At 36.4% G+C, this 17,079-nt stretch carries 16 protein-coding genes; 6 read left to right on the top strand and 10 right to left on the bottom strand.

The window, feature by feature from the left end:
- Positions 1-8: 8 nt before the first annotated feature.
- The 4 genes from PSR12_RS01485 to PSR12_RS01470 all read right to left on the bottom strand — a co-directional run bounded on the left by PSR12_RS01485 (position 9) and on the right by PSR12_RS01470 (position 5,049).
- Positions 9-956 (bottom strand): carbohydrate ABC transporter permease, encoded by a 948-nt coding sequence (locus PSR12_RS01485; RefSeq protein WP_274771303.1) that lies wholly within the window; start codon positions 954-956, stop codon positions 9-11.
- An 86-nt stretch (positions 957-1,042) separates the two neighbouring features.
- Positions 1,043-2,335 (bottom strand): ABC transporter substrate-binding protein, encoded by a 1,293-nt coding sequence (locus PSR12_RS01480; RefSeq protein ID WP_274771302.1) that lies wholly within the window; start codon positions 2,333-2,335, stop codon positions 1,043-1,045.
- Between the two features lie 17 nt (positions 2,336-2,352).
- Positions 2,353-3,372, bottom strand: coding sequence for a serine hydrolase domain-containing protein (locus tag PSR12_RS01475; RefSeq protein ID WP_221683373.1), 1,020 nt, complete (start codon positions 3,370-3,372; stop codon positions 2,353-2,355).
- A gap of 162 nt (positions 3,373-3,534) precedes the next feature.
- Positions 3,535-5,049, bottom strand: a complete 1,515-nt coding sequence (locus PSR12_RS01470; protein WP_274771301.1) for a DHA2 family efflux MFS transporter permease subunit — start codon at positions 5,047-5,049, stop codon at positions 3,535-3,537.
- 157 nt (positions 5,050-5,206) lie between these two features.
- Between PSR12_RS01470 and PSR12_RS01465 the strand changes: the two genes are divergently transcribed.
- Positions 5,207-6,118, top strand: coding sequence for a TetR/AcrR family transcriptional regulator (locus tag PSR12_RS01465; protein ID WP_274771300.1), 912 nt, complete (start codon positions 5,207-5,209; stop codon positions 6,116-6,118).
- A 106-nt stretch (positions 6,119-6,224) separates the two neighbouring features.
- On the opposite strand, the gene PSR12_RS01460 is transcribed toward PSR12_RS01465, so the two are convergent.
- Both PSR12_RS01460 and PSR12_RS01455 read right to left on the bottom strand, forming a co-directional pair.
- Positions 6,225-7,868: a sensor histidine kinase gene (locus PSR12_RS01460; RefSeq protein ID WP_274771299.1), complete on the bottom strand. Its 1,644-nt coding sequence runs from the start codon at positions 7,866-7,868 to the stop codon at positions 6,225-6,227.
- The gene (locus tag PSR12_RS01455) at positions 7,865-8,566 is read right to left on the bottom strand and encodes a response regulator transcription factor (RefSeq protein WP_257521008.1); all 702 of its coding nucleotides are present in this window, start codon (positions 8,564-8,566) and stop codon (positions 7,865-7,867) included. The genes PSR12_RS01460 and PSR12_RS01455 overlap by 4 nt, the downstream gene beginning before the upstream one ends.
- Positions 8,567-8,669: 103 nt before the next feature.
- Here PSR12_RS01455 and PSR12_RS01450 point away from each other — a divergent pair, with 103 nt between their 5' ends.
- The 3 genes from PSR12_RS01450 to PSR12_RS01440 all read left to right on the top strand — a co-directional run bounded on the left by PSR12_RS01450 (position 8,670) and on the right by PSR12_RS01440 (position 10,992).
- The gene (locus PSR12_RS01450; protein ID WP_274771298.1) at positions 8,670-9,815 is read left to right on the top strand and encodes a DUF418 domain-containing protein; all 1,146 of its coding nucleotides are present in this window, start codon (positions 8,670-8,672) and stop codon (positions 9,813-9,815) included.
- 207 nt (positions 9,816-10,022) lie between these two features.
- Positions 10,023-10,577 (top strand): SLOG family protein, encoded by a 555-nt coding sequence (locus PSR12_RS01445; RefSeq protein ID WP_274771296.1) that lies wholly within the window; start codon positions 10,023-10,025, stop codon positions 10,575-10,577.
- A gap of 100 nt (positions 10,578-10,677) precedes the next feature.
- On the top strand, positions 10,678-10,992 hold the full coding sequence (locus tag PSR12_RS01440) for a hypothetical protein (RefSeq protein ID WP_004227712.1): 315 nt from the start codon (positions 10,678-10,680) through the stop codon (positions 10,990-10,992).
- 41 nt (positions 10,993-11,033) lie between these two features.
- On the opposite strand, the gene PSR12_RS01435 is transcribed toward PSR12_RS01440, so the two are convergent.
- The 4 genes from PSR12_RS01435 to PSR12_RS01420 all read right to left on the bottom strand — a co-directional run bounded on the left by PSR12_RS01435 (position 11,034) and on the right by PSR12_RS01420 (position 15,066).
- Complete coding sequence (locus tag PSR12_RS01435; RefSeq protein ID WP_004227708.1) at positions 11,034-12,428, bottom strand: L-cystine transporter; 1,395 nt, start codon at positions 12,426-12,428, stop codon at positions 11,034-11,036.
- 302 nt (positions 12,429-12,730) lie between these two features.
- Positions 12,731-13,168, bottom strand: coding sequence for a hypothetical protein (locus PSR12_RS01430; RefSeq protein WP_274771294.1), 438 nt, complete (start codon positions 13,166-13,168; stop codon positions 12,731-12,733).
- Positions 13,169-13,256: 88 nt separating this feature from the next.
- A complete protein-coding gene (locus PSR12_RS01425; protein WP_221683366.1) occupies positions 13,257-14,207 on the bottom strand; it encodes a GGDEF domain-containing protein in 951 nt (316 codons plus the stop codon).
- A complete protein-coding gene (locus PSR12_RS01420) occupies positions 14,185-15,066 on the bottom strand; it encodes an EAL domain-containing protein (protein ID WP_221683365.1) in 882 nt (293 codons plus the stop codon). The genes PSR12_RS01425 and PSR12_RS01420 overlap by 23 nt, the downstream gene beginning before the upstream one ends.
- A gap of 296 nt (positions 15,067-15,362) precedes the next feature.
- Here PSR12_RS01420 and PSR12_RS01415 point away from each other — a divergent pair, with 296 nt between their 5' ends.
- Positions 15,363-15,548 (top strand): hypothetical protein, encoded by a 186-nt coding sequence (locus PSR12_RS01415; protein WP_009373346.1) that lies wholly within the window; start codon positions 15,363-15,365, stop codon positions 15,546-15,548.
- A complete protein-coding gene (locus PSR12_RS01410; protein WP_274771292.1) occupies positions 15,538-16,956 on the top strand; it encodes an amidase in 1,419 nt (472 codons plus the stop codon). Before PSR12_RS01415 ends, PSR12_RS01410 begins: the two co-directional genes overlap by 11 nt.
- The last annotated feature ends 123 nt before the right edge of the window (positions 16,957-17,079 follow it).

Below are 17,079 nucleotides of genomic sequence, written 5' to 3'. Positions count from 1 at the left end.
CTCACCCCTTACATTTGAACATCCCTTTTATTGGCAAAGCGTAAAAATAGCGTGGTACAAACTAATATAAATAAGAATAGTACTGTAGCCAACGCCGAACCCAACCCAATAGCTGTTGTGCCAGAAGCGGTAGAGCTACCAAATGCTAAGCGATAGAAAAACACTGCTAACGTATCTGTAGAATAGTAAGGCTCTCCCATGGAGCCCTGCATTGCATATACTAATTCAAATGCTTCAAACGACTGGATAAATGTTAAAATGCCCATGATTATTATTGATGGCACCATTAAAGGTAAGTAAATTGTACGCAATAAAGTAAAGCCCTTAGCGCCATCTAACTTTGCAGCTTCGACTAACTCACTTGGGATCCCTTGAAAGCCAGCAAGAAAAATTAAGACACCAAAACCTAATCCAAACCAACAATTGACTAAAATAATGGCGATTAATGCCGTTTTGGGGTCACCAAGCCAAGCCTTTTGTAAGGTCTCAAGACCTAATTTCTCCAAAATGACATTTAAAGTACCAAAATTAGGATTTAGAATGAGCTTCCATAAGAAACCTACAACAATAACTGATAATAAACGCGGTAGAAAGAAAGCAGCCTTAAAAAACTCTGCTCCTTTAATTTTTTGATAAATAATAAAGGCAAGAAAAAAGGCTAATCCATTCATAACAATCATTTGCACTACAAAATAGAGGACATTATGTTTAAAGGCATTCCAAAACATAGATCCATAGGGTTCTGTCGTAAAAAGCGTCACAAAATTTTGGAAACCAGTAAAATCACCACGAGCCATCCCTTTCCATTCAAAAAAACTATAGGATAATGCCGCTATTATCGGATAAAGTACAAACAACCCATAGATTATCAGTGCAGGGATAGGAAAAAGATGGATAGTCCATTTTACTCTAGATTTCCTTCTTTTTACTGATGAAGCTGTATATTCCCTTATCATGAGTAGCCTCCTTTTACTAATCATGAAACAACAAGACCCCTAAACTCCTTATAAAACTTTAGGGGTCTGCTGACTTGATGCTTTCATTATTTTTGAAATGGCGTAAACCAAGTTTTAGCGTTTTCCTGTACTTTTGTGGCAACCTCTTCAGGCGTTACTTGATCTAAATACATGCCTTGTAGCTCACTTTCAAGCAAGCTCTTTGTTGTTGGGTCCCCACCAGTAAAATTAGTTACCCACATATATGGCGTTGCTTCATTTGCAGTCGATTGACTAATAGCATTTAACAATGCATCGTCAGAGGTAATACCAGGAATAGCACTGATCATAGAAAACTCTTTTACAAACAACTCACCAAATTCCTTAGTTGTTAAAAATTCTAAAAATACTTTAGCCGCTTCTTTATTTTTCGAATTAGCATTGATTGCAAATGAGCCATCTACCCAAGTCGTCACTGTTGTATTACTCTCTTTAGATGGAATAGGAAAATAACCTAAATCTAAATCTGGATTCATTTCTAATACAACAGGAATTTCCCAGCTACCTAACGGGAACATAGCCGCGTCTTCTAGCGCAAACAAAGTCCGGATATCATCCATTCCTAAGCCTTCAGAATTGACAGGAAAATACCTTTTCAAGTCATTCATTACTTGAATGGATTCAATAAACTGCGGATCTGTAAAATCCTTTTCTCCTGCGAGCACTGCTTGATAAAAGTCATTACCCTCATAAACAGCAGGACCGACAATACCGTGTAACAACGATAATAGCCAGCCTTCTTTTGTACCCATTGCAATTGGTGTAATACCCTTTTCTAATAATTGGTCATTTAATGCCATGAATTCATCCCATGTAGTAGGAATGTCAAGATTATTATCTTTAAAGATCTTCTTATTATAGAAAAATTGTGTAGAGCTTAAGTTAATTGGTACACCGTACTGATTCCCTTCGTCATCGCGAGATGCCTTTAATGCTTCTTCAGGAAATACATTCAATCCATTTAGGCCGTTTATTTTCTCAACATAACCTGCCTCCGCAAGCTTCAATCCAGCTGCATAAGGACGTAAGTGAAAAATATCTGGACCCTCTCCAGCCTGTAATGCCGTATTGAGGACTGTATTATATTCAGTATTTTTAGTTGGGTTAAATGAAACATGTATTTCAGGATGTTGTTCATTGAATAAAGCAATCACTTTTTCATACTTGGCAACATCTTCTGTGCGCCAACTCCCTATTGTTAGCGAAACCTCTTCAGTTTTCGGTTTCTCTTTATTATCAGGTGTTGTTGAGGTCGTTATTTTCTCATTCGTGTTACAGCCTACTAAACCCACAACGAGTAATAAAAGAAGCAGCAATAACCATTTACTCTTTTGTCTCATACCAGCAGATCCACCCTTCATATCAGTAATTTTTCATAAATCATCGTATGAAGCTTCTCTCTAATCCTTCCCATGTTTGTATTTCTCCCATAATGCACAGCATTCGTTAGTAAAATGACAAATGCCTTTTTTACAGGGTCCATCCAAATACTCGTGCCTGTAAATCCTGTATGACCAAATGAACCCTTGCTCCACCTCCTACCAAAACAAAATGATGCTTCATCTCCTCCCCATACCTCAAACCCAAGACCCCTCGTTTTAAAAGTTTCCGTATAGGCAAGCTCTAACCATTCATATGGAATCACACTTTGTTGCTTGATCCCCAACCAAATTTCTGCATACTTTGCTAAATCCTCTACACATGAAAATAAGCCTGCGCTACCAGCAATACCATCTAGTAATAAAGCTTTCTCATCATGGACTATTCCTTGCACAAATTGACCTGCCACCATTTCTGTAGATGCTGCAAGCCTTCTTGTATGCACAGGCAGTTGAAAAGATGTATGATGCATGCCCCATGGCTTAAAAACTGCTTGCTCTACAAAACTTTTTAATGAAATGCCAGTAACTTTCTCAATCACCTTTCCTAGAATAATCATACCTAAATCACTATATTGCACTTGTTCATTTGGCTGCCAAACTACATCACTTGCCAGTACCTCCTGAAGGATGTCACGCTTATGATGTCTCTTAACTACAGGTGTTAAATCTGCTGGCAATCCTGAGCAATGCTGCAATAAATGCTGGATTGTAATAAGGGGATATTTAAAATCAGGCAAATAGGTTTGAACTGGATCTGTTATATAAACTTGATTTCGACTCATCAGGAGTAAAACAGCCGGGAGTGTTGCGACAACTTTTGTTAAGGAGGCTAAATCAAACAACGTATTACTTAAAATAGCCTGCTCGCTGCCATCCACAGCTGTATAGGCTCCATAATTGCCTGAAAATAGCCTTCTTTCTTGCTGCTGAACAATTAATACAGCACCTGGAATTTTCTGTTCTTTCACTAAGCCAGTTATATATGCATCTACCAAGGAAGCACCCCACTATGAAATATCTAAATTTTCTGTAAATTAGTATTATCATATAAAATAAAATGATGAAAAATAACACCAATCCTAAAATTTTTTTTCATTCGGGCTCAATAAAAAAATCCCTAGCTAGTAAATGTTTACTTACTGGCTAGGGATACTTGTTTATTTAGTTGGTTTTTTTAAATCCATTGACGCTGCTGCGCTTTCAATTTTTACGCGTTTTAAGAAGAATGCAAGCACGACTGCAATTACTGTTATACCAGCGGCAATTAAGAATGAGTGTGTAATACCATCTAATAAGGCCGTTTGCATAATTTGATCTTGCATTTGTTGCATTTGCTCTGCTGTAGGTGCTGCACCTGCTTGTGCCGCATTTGCTTTTGCCTCGACAATTAATTCCTCAGCTTTGGCTTTTGTACGATTATTCATGAATGTAACTAAAATTGCACTACCAATTGCTCCTGATACCTGCTGTAATGTGTTGTTAATAGCTGTACCATGTGGATTCATCATTTGCGGTAGTTGATTTAAACCGTTTGTCATAATAGGCATCATGACCATCGACATACCGAACATACGAATTGTATACATCGATACGATATATGTGTAGCTTGAATCAATTTCTAACTTTGTTAAACCGAAAGTTGCGATTGTTGTAATCGTTAATCCAATAATGGCTAACACACGTGGACCAAATTTATCGAAAAGCTTACCAGTGATTGGTGACATAATCCCCATGACAAGTGCTCCTGGAAGCATCATTAAGCCTGCTTCAAATGGTTCGATACCACGGATAGACTGTACATATGCTGGTGTTAAAATCATCCCTGAGAACATTGCCATAGAGACAATAACTGAGATAATAGACCCTAAAGCAAACATTGGATATTTATAGATACGTAGTTCCAGTAATGGCTCATCCATTTTCAGCTGTTTAACAACGAAAATAATTAAAGCGATGAAGCCAATTGTAATTGTGCCATATACCCATGGACTTGACCAACCTTTATCTCCTGCTGTACTAAAGCCGTATAAAATACCACCAAATGCAACTGTTGATAAAAGTACTGAAAGGAAATCTAAGTGAACTTCACGTGTCTCCATCACGTTTCTTAATTTCCAAACACCAAATAATAAACTAATTAAAGCAAATGGAATAATCATTTGGAAAAGCATACGCCAATCATGATGCTCCACAATATACCCTGATAATGTAGGACCAATTGCTGGCGCCATAATCATAACTAAACCAAAGATCCCCATTGCTGCCCCACGCTTTTCTTTCGGGAAGCTTGTTAGCATAACGTTCATTAAAAGTGGTGACATACTAGAAGCTCCGGCTGCTTGCACCATACGACCTGCTAGCAGCACGCCAAAATTAGGAGCGAAACCTGCCATAATTGTACCAATTGTAAAGATAGACATCGCTGTAATAAATAAATGTCTATTTTTAAAGCGTGTCACAAAGAATGCTGAAGCAGGCACTAGAATACCGCTCACAAGCATATACCCTGTTGCTAACCACTGTACTTTTGAATAGGTGATCCCAAAATCTTTCATGATTGTTGGTAATGCCACATTCAACAATGTGTTATTTAGAAAAGCAACAAAAGCACCCACAAATAGAATAGCTATCATGCCATAAGGGGGCTTTTTCATTGTTTGCTCACTATTCATTTATATCCCTCAATTCTTTCTTGTGTTTTACGATAAAACTTATTTTATACTCGTAGTCTACTTTTTTCAACAAATAAGTTTATATTTTTTATAAACGTTGATATAAAAGCATTCCAAGTGTAGAATAAGAGTATAATATTATAAAAAAGGTGAGGTTATGAACAAAAGAAAAAGACAAATTATAACAGCAGCACGTGAACTTTTTATTGAAAAAGGCTTTCTAGATACATCGATTAATGACATCATCAATGCGGCTAAAATCTCTAAAGGTACATTTTATAATCATTTTACTTCGAAAAATGAATGTTTAATCGCCATTTTAGATGAAGGTCGTGAAGAAGCTAGTAATCGTCGCCATGAGCTCATTTATGGCAAAGACCCTACAGATTTAGAGGTATTGACGCAGCAAGTCGCTGTTCTCATGTATGTCAATCGTGAACATAATTTAGTACAGATATTCGAATCCATCTTCCAATCAAGAGATAAAGAACTAAAAAAAATTATTATTAATTACCATTTACAAGAACTAGAATGGCTCGCCAATCGTCTAGTACAAGTCTTTGGAGAAGAGATTAGCCCTATTAGCTATGAATGTGCAGTTCAAACACTTGGAATGATTAACCTCACTCTACGCGCTGTCTTTATTGCCGATTATAAATATATCAATCGAGAAGCTATTGTACGTGTAGCATTGCGCAATATTAGCGTAATTATACCCACTATGCTTGAGTCGAAAGAGATTATCGTAAGTGTTGAAATGATTAATACCATTCAAAATGTCGTGAACTATAAAACCGTTACAAAAGAAATGGTTATTGAACAACTACAAGGATTTACAAAGGGATTATCAAATAATGAAACAATGGAAGGTTTGGAGTATGCACAATTCTTATTAGAAGAATTGCAGAAAGAAAAACCAAAGCTTTTTATCATCGAATCACTTCTAACACCTTTTCGTAAGGCTTTCGTCGGCACTGAACATATCGCAGAAGCCCGTGACATCGCCAATAACTTATGGCGTTACGTAAAAATTGAACAGCCCTCTGAACGCTGTACGAAAAATAAATAAAAAACGAGGTATCAAATGAATACTTTGATACCTCTTTACTCTGTTGAATGAAATTAAGTTCTATGACAGACTTTTGTCTAGTATTAAGAAAACACAGTGATTCACCTTAATGACATTGAAATTTTAGCACAAAGATTGTCCCATTTTGACCTGAACGAACACTAATTGTGCCATTGTGTAAATCAATGAGCTGCTTCGTAATGGCTAGTCCTAGCCCTGTTCCTGTAATATCGTCTGTTGTATTCGTACCTCGATAATAGCGTTCGAATAGATTATCGAGCTCCTCCTGAGGAATACCTGGTCCTTGATCAGCAATGGTAAGCATCACTTCTTTACCAGTATGTTGTGCTTCCACAATTACCTTCGTTCCTTCAGGTGTATATTTTTTCGCGTTAGTAATTAAATTATCCATTATTCGCTTGAGTAAAAGCTCATCTGCTTGTAACAACACATCACCATACACCTTCACACACACCTGTTCGTCTGCAAATTGTGGTAGCCATGTTGCTAGCGGCAGTACCACTTTATCTAGCTGTATGGCTTTATTTTTTAATTGATACGTATACGTCAAATCCTGAATCAGTGCGTCCATATAGGTTGCCTTTTCCTGCATGGTTGTTGCAAAAATACGCATCTCTTCCTTTGTCCACTCATAATCCTCCGATGCCAGCATCGTTGAATAGCCGTAAATTGAGCTTAACGGGGTCTTTAAATCATGCGATAAACCTGTTATCCACTCCTCTCGTAATTGCTCTGCATGCTTGATTTGCCTTTCATTTGAATCAAGTCGCTCCGATAAGTGATTGAGTGACTCTTCTACAGGTTGGAACAGTTTAAATTTTCTTTTCAACTTCCCTGTCTTTTTATGATGGATTTTTTTGTCACTAATCTCTCTGTAATCGAATTGGGTAAGTCGCTCAATGCGCGATATCACATAGACAAGTGGTCGCACGAATTGACGTGAAATACTAATAGATAAGAAAATAACACCCAACAGCAAAATAACATGTCCCCCAAAGAAGATAGAAACAAACAGTACCATTGCCTTATTAAAAGGCTCTTCAAATGGCTTATACGATGGATTAGGCATTCTTACAACAAATGTCCTATCGTTGGCTAATGTTGTACTTTGCTTTAACTCCGCATGCTCGAAAATATCGTATTTTTCCTCTAGTAATTGTGGCTTATTTAGCTTCTCATATCGTTCGCCTATGACCTCAATCCGATTCCATTGCTCGTCATAAATTTCAACACTAGCTTTATTTTTTTTTAGACGTTGTCGTGTTACAGCTGAAATGTCCCCTGTTGCTGTCCAGTTTTCAAGTGCCTCCTCAAAAAGTGGTTGCACAGGAGTAGTCGGAAGAAATAATAAGTAGTAATTCGGCAATTCCCATGTATGCATGCCTGGTTGCTGCAATGCCAATATTTCACTATCTGACTTTCCACATAGACCACAGGTATCTCCTGTATAATCAACAATCGTCATGGTTGGATCAAATAAATACAGCTGTCCAACATTTTCTTCAGCTCTCTTCACTAAATAATCAGCAATTTTAACTGTCTTTCCTTTCTCTACAACTGCATCATCTTCGATTTCAAAGGAGCTCATCACATGAATGTTGTCACCAACACGGTCATTGATAAAAATGGCAAAAAACACCAAGCTTATAATAAAACCTGAAATGATCAATAGATAGAATATGATGAAATACGAAACAAAACGGAGTGTTAATTTTCCAGCTGGCTTCATGAAGAAATGTCCCCAACAAGCTTATAGCCAATGCCTCTGACAGTAATAATGCATGTCGGCTTTCCAGGATTTTTTTCTATTTTTTCTCGCAGCTTTCTTATATGTACCATCACTGTATTATCATCAAATAAGCAATCACCCCATACACGTTCGTATATTTGCTCTTTTGATAACACTTGCCCTGCATTGTCACATAAATATTTTAATAAATGAAACAACCGACCACTGATTATTTCCTTTACACCATCTACCTCGATTTCTGCTGCATCACTGTCAAATGTAAAACGTCTGCAAGTAAATATGTGATTTTCTGGTACACTTTTTTTCTTCATATAACGGACTAGCTGCACTTTTACTCTTGCTACAAGCTCTAAGGGGTTAAACGGTTTTGTAATATAATCATCTGCACCATTCATAAAACCACGAAGCTTATCTGCATCACTACTTTTTGCGGTTAAATAAAAAATAGGGGCATCACTTTTTTCTCGAATACTATTCGCCATATCCAGCCCACTTCCATCTGGTAGCATGATATCTAATAGATAAAAGTCAAATGTTTTAGTATTCATTTCATCTTTTGCTTCTTCAATTGTATTACATAAGGTAATATTGTTAATTCCTTCTTTTCTTAAAATGATTTCAATCATTTCAGCAATGGCACGTTCATCCTCTAACACTAAAATTGATGCTTCCTGCATTTCCTCACCTACTTTTAAGATTACTTTAAGGTAGTCATTATTTCACCATAAGCTTCCCTATTTATTATATGTATAAGATAACCAATTAAGGAGATAAAACGCAATGACAACTAATCGTGTTACTTTCATTGATACAATGCGTGGATTTAGTTTATTTGGCATCTTAATGGCAAATTTGCTAATCTTCCAATTCGGGATGTATGGCAAAGATGAATTAAAAAATCTTTCTACCTTAGATAACGGGGCTTTATATTTTGTAAAAGTTGTGATTGAAGGCTCATTTATGCCCATCTTCACTATTTTATTCGGCTTCTCACTTATTAAATTAATTGAATCCATCCGCAGAAAAAAGAATAAAAGCCGCTGGTCTATTTTACGTCGTGCAACAGGATTAATTGCCCTTGGCTTATTACATTCTATTTTATTGTGGGAAGGCGATATTCTATTTTCTTATGGCTGTATGATGTTATTTTTAATCCCATTTATTAATCGTAAACCAAAAACTTTATATATTTGGGCTGGCATTCTATTTGTATTAACTACGGCGTTAACATACGGCTCTATGGAAACATCTAAAAAAGAACAAAAAGAGATAGAGACATACATCGAGCAAGCGGATGATGTTTACGCTAACGGAAGCTACTTAGAAATTTTTGATTTTAGAGCTAATGCTGAAGTACCAGGAATGGAGGATTCTTCATTTATTTTCATTATATTAATTTTTGCACCTATGTTCTACGCACCACTATTCCTGTTTGGGATGGCGCTCGCTAAAAAGCAAGCCTTCGTGGAGATGAACAAGGAAATGAAATGGTATAAGCTAGGTACTCTTCTTGTACCCATAGGACTCGTATGTAAAAGTTTAAGTTTTATAGAAAGTAAAAGTGCATTTTCTTCTATCTTATTAATGGGCGGCTCCCAGTTATTAGCGATTGGCTATGTTTGCCTCGCAGCATACATTTATAACACCCGTCCAGTTCAACTACTAGCTCCTGCATTTGAGAGCGTTGGCAAACTATCACTAACCAATTATTTACTACAAACCATCATTTGTACAACTGTTTTTTATGGCTATGGCCTTGGCTTATATGGCAAATTAGGAGTCTTTGGCGGAATCCTTTTTGGAATCATTGTTTATAGCTTGCAATGTGTTTTCAGCCTTGCCTATTTAAAGAAATTTAAACGTGGTCCCTTTGAAACAATCTTACGAATATGGACAAATTGGTCTTGGACTGGGCAAGTAAAGTAACATCCCTCAAACAAGCAAATTAGAAAGGAATATTTTTTATGAATAGTGACACAAAAGAAGACTTTACAGACTCATGGTGGTTTTTAGGCATTTGTGCAGCTGTAGCAGTAATTTTAACACTATTTGCCTTTTCATAGACAACATCGATTTCATTTGCCCCCTTGCTGTATACTAGTATTACAACTATACAGCTTAGGGGGTATTTTGGTGTTACAGCGTATTATGATTACTGGCTATAAACCACATGAGCTTGGTATCTTTAATGATAAACATCCCGGTATTGTCATCATAAAGAAAGCACTGGAAGCTCGCCTACGTACACTGCTTGATGAAGGACTCGAATGGGTTATTATCAGCGGTCAGCAGGGCGTAGAAACTTGGAGTGCTGAAGTCATTTTAATGTTAAAAAAAGAATTTCCTCATTTAAAATACGCCGTGATCACACCCTTTTTAGAGCAAGAGAAAAATTGGCAAGATCATAAAAAAGAAAAGTATCAGGCATTAATTGCCCAAGCTGATTTTGTCACAAGCGTGACCAAAAAACCGTATGAAGCTCCTTGGCAATTTATTGAGAAGGACAAATTTATTATCCAAAATACAGATGGACTCTTATTAGTTTATGATGAAGAAAATGAAGGTTCACCGAAATATATCAAACGACTTGCAGAAAAATATAGGGAGTCCCATGATTATAATCTTTTAACAGTAACTGCCTATGACTTACAACTAATAGCAGAAGAAATTCAACAGCAAAACTGGTAGAAAAATATTGATATAATTTTCTGACAATTATATACTAGAAGTAATAAAAGCTGATTGTTCTTATGGTTTTTACCTATAATTTGAAAGGAGCTGTCATCATTTGAATAAGCATATTGAAATGATTCTTGAAGCTTCTCCCGTAAATGTGTCACATGATACGTATCGTAGAGAATGTCGGTATACACGGGGAATTCATATTGAAGAACAAGAATTTCTTGCTATTTTAAATTCAATGAGTCATGATTCACGCTTATATTTTGATTTCCATAATCCACGTAAAGAAATTAAAAAGGGAACCTATTTGAATGGACACTCCGGTTTAGCCTACAATATTTATGATTACTATAAACAAAATTATAATATTGAGATATCTGAATTAATCAATGGTAAGGATTTTTATGTGAAAATCGTATAAAGCTGAAGCCCCGTTAAAATTTTAACGGGGCTTCTTCGATCTTATAGGTCTGCTACTTGAGCACCTAATTCTTTATTATTATACATTTCTGTATCTAATTCTTTAGTAATACGCGCTGTTGTAACACCAGCAGTCATTGAACCACTTACATTTAACGCTGTACGACCCATATCAATTAAAGGCTCAACAGAGATTAATACACCTGCTAGAGCAATTGGTAAATCAAGTGCTGATAATACAAGGATAGCTGCAAATGTTGCACCACCCCCAACACCTGCTACACCAAACGAACTAACCGCTACTACTGCGATAACTGTAATAATAAACACAGGGTCAAGTGGATTAATGCCGACTGTTGGTGCAATCATAATGGCTAACATCGCAGGATACACACCTGCACAACCATTTTGCCCGATTGATAATCCGAATGAGCCTGAGAAGTTTGCAATCCCCTCAGATACCCCAAGGCGACCTGTTTGCGTTTTAATATTCATCGGTAAAGTACCGGCACTAGAACGTGATGTAAAGGCGAATAATAATGTTTCTGCCGATTTTTTCAAATACGTAAATGGATTTAAACCACTTAATGTAATGATTAATAAGTGTACGATTAAAACAATAAATAGCGCTACATAAGAAGCAATGACAAACTTACCTAAATTGTAGATCGCTCCAAAATCAGATGTTGCGACAGTACGAGCCATAATCGCTAGAATTCCGTATGGCGTTAAGCGTAATACAATTGTTACAACACCCATTACAAGGGCATAGATGGCATCTAAGCCTTTTTTAATTGTAGCTGCAGTTCCCTCATCCTTACGCGCCACACGTAAATAAGCAAAACCTAGGAATGCTGAGAAAATTACAACCGCAATCGTTGAAGTAGAACGAGCACCAGTTAAATCAAGGAACGGATTTGCTGGGAATAACTCAATAATTTGTGTTGGTAAATCAGGAGCTGCTAAGCCCGTTGTTTTTTCTTCAAGGTATTGGCCACGTGCAGTTTCAGCATCACCTTGTAAAATTTGTGTTGCATCTAAATCAAAGACTGTTGCAGAAAGAATACCTACAGCTGCCGAAACGGCTGTTGTACCGATTAAAATGGCTAAAATAAGTGCTGCCATTTTTCCGAAATTTTTACCAATCTTCATTTTAGTAAATGCAATTAAAATGGAGATAAATACTAATGGCATTGCTACCATTTGCAGCAGTTTCACATACCCAGTACCGATAATATTGTACCAAGATGTTGTTTTGGCTAATACTTCAGAATCGAGACCATAAATAAAATGAAGTCCAAGACCAAGTACAATCCCTAAGCCTAAACCGGCAAAAACACGATTAGAAAACTTCACGTGCTTTTTATTCATAACATATAAAATTCCAACGAACACAAGTAACACTGCTACGTTAAGAATGATTTGTAAATTCGACAATGGAATGCCTCCTAAGATGTTTTATAATAATGTAATCGAATTATATACCCATAATCCCTATAATTCAAGTATGTTTTATTAAGATTAATAAATTCCTATAACAAAATGCTTTCTTGCTAAGGATTATACCCCGAAAAATGGCGTAACAATCATCCTCTGGCAATGGATTAATCATGGAAAAGATCTTAAAAAATGTTTGTAAATGTATAGCTAGTTTAATCACTGCCACTACATTTGGTGACAAATGAGTAACTGCCCCTATACTGTTAGTTTTTAACAGTGCAGGGGCAGCCTTTTAAGTATTATTTTCTAATTACAAATCTTGGTTCGTAGTCACTAATGATGTCAAACACACCGTCATTATAGCAGTAGATATGATGTTCTACGGTAGGAATTTCTTTGCTTCCAATCCACGGGAGTTGATCAAACCATTCTATATAATCTGAATTGCTCATTTTATAAAACCATTCTGCTGAAGAATTTTTAGATTGTTCTTGGGTCATGGCTTCAGTGACCATGTCTACTAAATCAGATCGTGGGATTTCTCCAGTATAGCGAAAAGACCAAACATAATCGTGAATAGGAGACATCTTATCATAGATAATATCAACTTCTGTATTGTTTCGATCTATTAATGTTAAGCAGAGCCCTCGATCTGTATAATTCAATGTGGCATTAACGATTTGGGCTCTTTCTAAGCAAGTGACGGGTTGCCAAATGTGCAGTCTTCTTGAATCCATCTAAACCTCCTGTAACCAAAATATATATCAATTTTATTTAAATTTTCATATATTTTACATATCAGTTCCACAAATCTAACATAGTTTGCTAATGAACAAAATAATTTTGTTGTTTATTAATGAGGTAACAACTACCAGCGATTTTTTTACACTGTTTTTTCACATGTGTTACCGCATTGGATAATTGTTCCACAGAGTCAAAATACTGATATTCATTCGTAATAACGGCAATAGATAAAGATGTACATGTTAAAGGCTCCAGTTCTCCAGATCTATTAGCTACCTGAACATATGCTAAATCCTCCAACTCATAAAAACTAAGTATGTTGGCATCAAAGTCATCAATAATTTTTTGACACATCTTTTCTACCTCGTAATAAGGTAGAATGGCTACAAAATCATCTCCACCAATATGTCCTAAAAAATCCTCTACGCCGCAGATATGTCTTTTTAGTATTTCTGTTAAATACCGTAAAATTTTATCGCCTTTATTAAAGCCATATGTGTCATTGTAGGATTTAAAGTGATCTAAATCAAAATAGATTAAACTATATTGCGATAGCTGTAATGCTTCTTCTAATTTTTCATCGATTAATTTATTGCCTGGAAGACTACTTAATGGATTTAGGAAGCTTGCAATGGCTACTTGTGTATCAACAAGCTTTAACAATAACTCTCGAATACTAACCATGCCATAATAAAGATTGTTTTTCGTGACGATGACATCATCATATAAATCCTCAGGAGGTCTAGCCATAGCTAATGTACTAACCTCTGTGATCGGTGTATTACGATCAACGATTAAAGGGTTTTTCTTTATCATCAGCTGATTTTGACGTTCCATTAATAAATGATAGCCATACCGAGTACCGATTTTTTGATAGAAATGTGTGCGTGTAATATGTCCAATTGGTTTTTCATCACGCACAACAACAACGCTACGCAACGATGGATTACTTGTAAAAAGTACATCTACTTCTTTGTTTTTCACAAATTCATCAATACATGGAACTTTCTCAATGACTTCCCCTATCTTCATGGTCACCCACCCTTATTTTCCCCATATATATTTCCTTTGCAGGCTTTCCTATCGCATATCCCTGTGCATAATGAATGCCAATACGATAGAGATAATCAAGCTCCTCTTGTCGTTCAATCCCTTCAGCGATGATTTTAGTATTGGCTTGTTCTGCATATTTCATTAACAATGTGACGAGCTGCTGTTGCTCATTATTTTGGTCTATGAATTGAATTAATGAACGGTCTAGCTTAATAAATTCTGGCTTTAAATAGATGAGCGTTTTTAAACTATTATAGCCCGATCCCACATCATCTACGGCAATGCGATAGCCCTGTGATCGATAATGCGATAATACACGTTCAAACTCCATAAAATCTATTACCGCACTCCGTTCAGTCAGTTCAAAAACCACTTGCTGAGGTTTAATACCAAGCTCCTTCAATAATTGTAACGTTTCGCCACTGTGATATTTTTTATCTAATAAAACATTCGGATGTATATTAAGGAACACTAAAAAGTTTTTATTCACCAAGTCTTTGTGTAAACGTTCCTTGAAACGTTGCAAGGAAAGATTTCTACAAAAACATTCAAATAAAAAAACACAATCTGTTTGTCCTACAAACTCATAAAACTGATCCACACTGTTAAATAATGTTGAGGGTAATGGTCGATTTAATGCTTCAAATCCTATTGTTTGCTTTGACTGTAAATCTACAATAGGTTGAAAGTATGTATGTAAATCGTTATGCTGAATAATTTGTTTCAATGCCTTTAAACGTTTCATATATAACGAACTGCTTTGATGCTGCCCATATAAATATTTAAAAAAAGAAAATATATTACTTGTTTTTATACTTTGTCCCACTGCAGACTCCATTCTTGCACCTCTTCAATTTGGTTATTATGGTTCATTGTACGCTTTGATTGTAAATAGACTGTGAATCGAATGTAAAAAGAGCCAGTTCTAGCAATAGGTTTTAACAAAACTCTTTCCTAGTCAATATTTCTTAATATTAAGACAATTACAAATAATTTATTTGATATAAAATAATATTAGTGTATGATTGTAATAATAGGTTTATATTACCTATTATATTTTTTTGTGTTTTTACTGTATCGGTCTTAATAGGGAAACCTATTTAGATAAAAATTATTCAAGGGAGGATCCTGTTAATGAGCTTGTCTATTCAACAGTTATTGGAGAACAAAGGAATTACACCGAAACCTGAACACCTTGAACTATTAAAAACACGCTGGGAAGGTATGCAGTCACTTCGCAGCAATTTAGAAGGTATTGCGATTGATGATGCGGACATCGCTGTACGTAGTATTCCTGGAGGTGATCACATTGACAACTGATTTACATTTAAAATCTGTTGAAGAATTGGCACCTTTACTTGCATCAAAGACGCTATCTCCCGTGGAATTAACGAAGGCTATTTTAGATTTTGCTGAGGAAAGTCAGCCTAAAATCAATTCCTATATGGCTTTTTATCGGGAAGAAGCTTTAGCAAGGGCAAAAGAAGTTGAACAGGAGATTCTCCAAGGCCATTATAAGGGTATGTATCATGGAATACCTATGGCCTTAAAGGACAACTTGTATTTTAAAGATAAAATAACAACGATGTCCTCAAAAATTCATAAGGACTTCGTTTCTGATTATGATGCGACAGTAGTTGAAAAGCTTCGTGACGCTGGTGTTATTTTCACTGGAAAATTAAGCATGCATGAATATGCTTGGGGAATTACCAATAACAACCCTCATTACGGCCCTGTCCGTAACCCATGGGATTTAGATAAAATTCCTGGTGGTTCAAGTGGAGGCTCTGGTGCGGCTGTTGCAGCTGGAGCAAGTGTTGCTTCACTAGGGACAGATACAGCAGGCTCTATTCGAATTCCATCCTCTGCTTGCGGCATTGTAGGTTTAAAACCTACACACGGTCGTGTAAGTAAATACGGCTGCTACCCGCTAGCATGGAGCTTAGACCATATTGGCCCGATGACAAAGACCGTTAAGGATGCAGCGGGCTTGCTCGAAGTTATCGCTGGTTTTGATCATCGAGACCCTACCTGCATTGATATTCCAATAGACAACTATGAGAAGCAGCTTACTGGCAATATCAAGGATCTAGTGATTGGTATCAATGAAGAGTACTTCTTTAATAATGTTGATATTGATGTAGAGAAGGCTGTTAGAGCAAGTATTCAAAGCTTAGTGGATCAAGGCGCTAAAGTGGAAGTGGTGCGTATTCCTTCCCTACAATATGCAGAATGGGCAGAGCTTGTGACGTCTCTTTCAGAGGCAGCAACTATACACCATTCAGATTTACAAAAGAGACCACAAGACTTTGGTGACGATATTCGTCTGCTATTTGAGCTTGGTGAATTGCCTTCTGCAGTCGATTACTTGCAGGCTCAGCAGGTACGTCGTCAAATAAAGCAGGAGTTTACAGAGATTTTTAATAAGGTAGATGTGCTCATTTCCCCTACCCTACCTGTTGTAGCTAGTACTATTGGGGATGATTTTGCAGAGTTAAACGGTCAAAAAGTAGATTTAATTGATAATATTATCCGCTTTACAGGACCTAGTAACTTAACAGGCTTACCTGCCCTCTCAGTTCCTTGTGGCTTTAAAGGAAACTTACCAATAGGTCTACAAATTATTGGACCAGCCTTTAAAGAAGGACGCATTTTAAATGTAGGCTATGCTGTTGAGCAAGAAAATCCACAGAGAACTAGAAAACCAAATATTTTTGTTAATATCTAGACGTTAAGCACTGGAAATCTGCTCAATTCACGGTATACCGCTGAATGAGCAGATTTTTTTGCGGGAGAAACCTGCTAGCATTTATAAAAATGGTTTTTTATGTACAAGTAATTTTATAATAGA

This window comes from Lysinibacillus sp. G01H (genome assembly GCF_028872195.1).
Lineage (GTDB): Bacteria > Bacillota > Bacilli > Bacillales_A > Planococcaceae > Lysinibacillus > Lysinibacillus capsici.
This window is presented reverse-complemented; position numbering and strand designations above follow the sequence as displayed.